Below are 2552 nucleotides of genomic sequence, written 5' to 3'. Positions count from 1 at the left end.
TCCATAATAGTTTTCATACTGATTCTCATTCTTTCAAAAGAAGAAAAAATAAATTTAGCTAATGTTCCAACTTTGCAAGATATCTTAACAGAAAAAGGGGATATCCTATCAGAAAAAGAAGTTGAAACACAACAAAATATCAGTAAAGAGGAGTATGATACTGATTATGTCGATAAGGTTTTTAATGAAATAAATACAATTTTTATTAAGTACATTGGACCTTTCGGTAAATTTATGTTTAACAAGAAAAAAGAAGAGTACTTCAAAACAAACAGTTATAATAAATTTTCAATACTAAAATTTTGTCATGCTTTATCGGAAGAGATTCCGGAATACAAAAAAAGGGAGTTGTTTTTAGAAGAAATCAAAGAAAAATTGTTAAATATTTGATACGGAGGACATCATGGCGGTAAAATACTACGACATACTTGAGGAATTTATAAGAGATAGCGGAGCGGAAGGTGCTGTTTTAGTAAGCGTTGACGGTCTTGCTATCGCATCCGTACTACCTGCTGGAGCTGATGAGGATAGAGTTGCAGCGATGGGAGCGGCAATTCTTTCATTGGGAGAAAGGAAGATTTCTGATTATGGGTTAATTTTTGAAAAATCTGAAAACTGGGAAAATATAGCAAAAAAGGTTTATCTTTTAGACTATGAAAAAAAAGTTCTTCATTTGGTTGATGGAAAAAACAGAGTTTCAGATATAATTTATCATTCGAAATTAAGCGATTTAATAGTAAAAAGAACTTTATACGGTTTTTTAGCATGTGGGATTATTCAAAGAGAAAAGAAAAAAGAAAGAAAACTGGGATTTGATTTAACAAGAAATCTCCTTAACAAAATAATCTCAAAGATTAAAGGGTTGTAAAGATGGCTGAGAAAAAAATAAAAATTGTAGTATCCGGACCATATGCAGCAGGAAAGACACAGTTTATAAACACAATAAGCGAAATAGAAACTGTTAAGACTGAAGCAAAGACAACTAAAGAAGGGGAAAAAGAGAAAAAAGACCATACAACGGTAGCTATGGATTTTGGAAGAATAAAGATAGATGATGAACATACTCTTTATCTGTTTGGAACACCGGGACAAGCAAGGTTTGATTTTATGTGGGACATACTTGGTAAAGGGATGGTTGGACTAGTCGTTTTAGTTGATAGTACCGACCCTGCAACATTTCATGAAGCAAGAAGAATAATTAATTATTTCGAATCAAGATATCCAGCTCCTTTTGTAGTAGGCTGTAATAAACAGGACTTAAAAGGAGCATGGAGTCCAGAAGATATAAGAACAGCTTTAGATTTAGGAGAGGAGATAAAAGTACTGCCGTTGGTTGCAACGGATAAAGAGAATGTAAAAAGAGTTCTCCTTGAGCTTTTAGATGAAATAGGAAAATATATATAAAATCTTTTTTTATACTTGAAGTTAATAACAGAGTCATTTTAAGTTCAATAAATTTTAAATGGTAAAATATCTTATTAAATACCCCCCTTCGGGGGGATAGTTAATTTAAACTGTTAGATAAATTAATTCATCTTTACCTACCTGATGGAAATTAAGGTATTTGTATATTTCATCTTCTTTTCCAGCTAGTTTTTTAGGAACAATATTCATATACTCTTCCACTGTTGGAAGTCTTCCAAGTATTGCACATACAGCTGCCAATTCTGCACTACCAAGGTAAACTTTTGCATCTTTACCCATTCTGTTATCAAAGTTTCTTGTGCTGGTTGAGAAAACTACAGCACCATCTTTAACTCTTGCTTGGTTACCCATACATAAGCTACACCCGGGAACTTCTAATCTTGCTCCTGCTTGTCCGTAAATAGCATAGTAACCTTCTTCTCTGAGTTGTCTTTCATCCATTTTTGTAGGTGGTACTATCCAAAGTCTAACGGGGACTTGTCCTTCTCCTCTTAATATTTCTCCTAAAGCTCTGTAATGTCCTATGTTTGTCATACAGCTTCCTACAAACACTTCGTCTATTTTCTTAGGTCTTCTTTCATCTGCTAATACTTCGGATAATGTTGCAACATCATCAGGGTCGTTGGGACATGCCACTATCGGTTCTTTTATTTCACTTAGGTCTATCTCTATCACAGCTGCGTACTCTGCATTTTCATCTGGTTCAAGTAGGGTAGGGTTGTCAAGCCAAGCTTTCATTTTATCTGCCCTTCTTCTTAAAGTTCTTGCATCTTGATATCCGGCTTCTATCATCGCTTCGATGAGTTTTATGTTTGACTGTATATACTCTATCACAGGTTCTTTATCAAGTCTTACTGTACAAGCTGCTGCACTTCTTTCTGCTGATGCATCTGCAAATTCAAACGCTTGCTCAACTTTTAGGTATGGTAGTCCTTCTATCTCTAGTATTCTTCCTGCAAAGATATTTTTCTTTCCTTTTTTCTGGACTGTTAAGAGTCCTTGTTTTATTGCCTAGTAAGGGATTGCATTTACTAAATCTCTTATTGTGATTCCCGGCTGTATCTCTCCTTTGAACCTTACTAATACTGATTCTGGCATAACCAGAGGCATAGTACCGGTGACCGCTG

General features: G+C 34.7%; 2 protein-coding genes and 2 pseudogenes. 3 read left to right on the top strand and 1 reads right to left on the bottom strand.

Annotated features, from left to right (window positions below; all coding sequences use genetic code 11):
* From NE054_RS07795 to NE054_RS07785, 3 genes and pseudogenes are all read left to right on the top strand, one after another.
* A partial coding sequence (locus NE054_RS07795) for a hypothetical protein (protein WP_297890369.1) occupies positions 1 to 390 on the top strand: 390 nt, incomplete at its 5' end.
* A gap of 13 nt (positions 391 to 403) precedes the next feature.
* Positions 404 to 574, top strand: a pseudogene (locus NE054_RS07790) (roadblock/LC7 domain-containing protein); the annotation flags it as partial.
* 296 nt (positions 575 to 870) lie between these two features.
* Positions 871 to 1404 (top strand): ATP/GTP-binding protein, encoded by a 534-nt coding sequence (locus NE054_RS07785; RefSeq protein WP_297890366.1) that lies wholly within the window; start codon positions 871 to 873, stop codon positions 1402 to 1404.
* Positions 1405 to 1509: 105 nt separating this feature from the next.
* Here NE054_RS07785 and NE054_RS07780 read toward each other — a convergent pair.
* A pseudogene (locus tag NE054_RS07780) lies at positions 1510 to 2552 on the bottom strand (aconitase family protein); the annotation flags it as partial.

It is taken from the genome of Sulfurihydrogenibium sp., assembly GCF_027448985.1.
In the GTDB taxonomy this organism is placed as follows: domain Bacteria; phylum Aquificota; class Aquificia; order Aquificales; family Hydrogenothermaceae; genus Sulfurihydrogenibium.
The sequence above is the reverse complement of the archived record's forward strand: the minus strand, read 5'-3'. Positions and strand labels throughout refer to the sequence as shown.

What these genes read in the sequence shown, in the direction of transcription:
- NE054_RS07785 (WP_297890366.1), top strand. Translation starts at nt 871, where the DNA reads ATGGCTGAGAAAAAAATAAAAATTGTAGTATCCGGACCATATGCAGCA.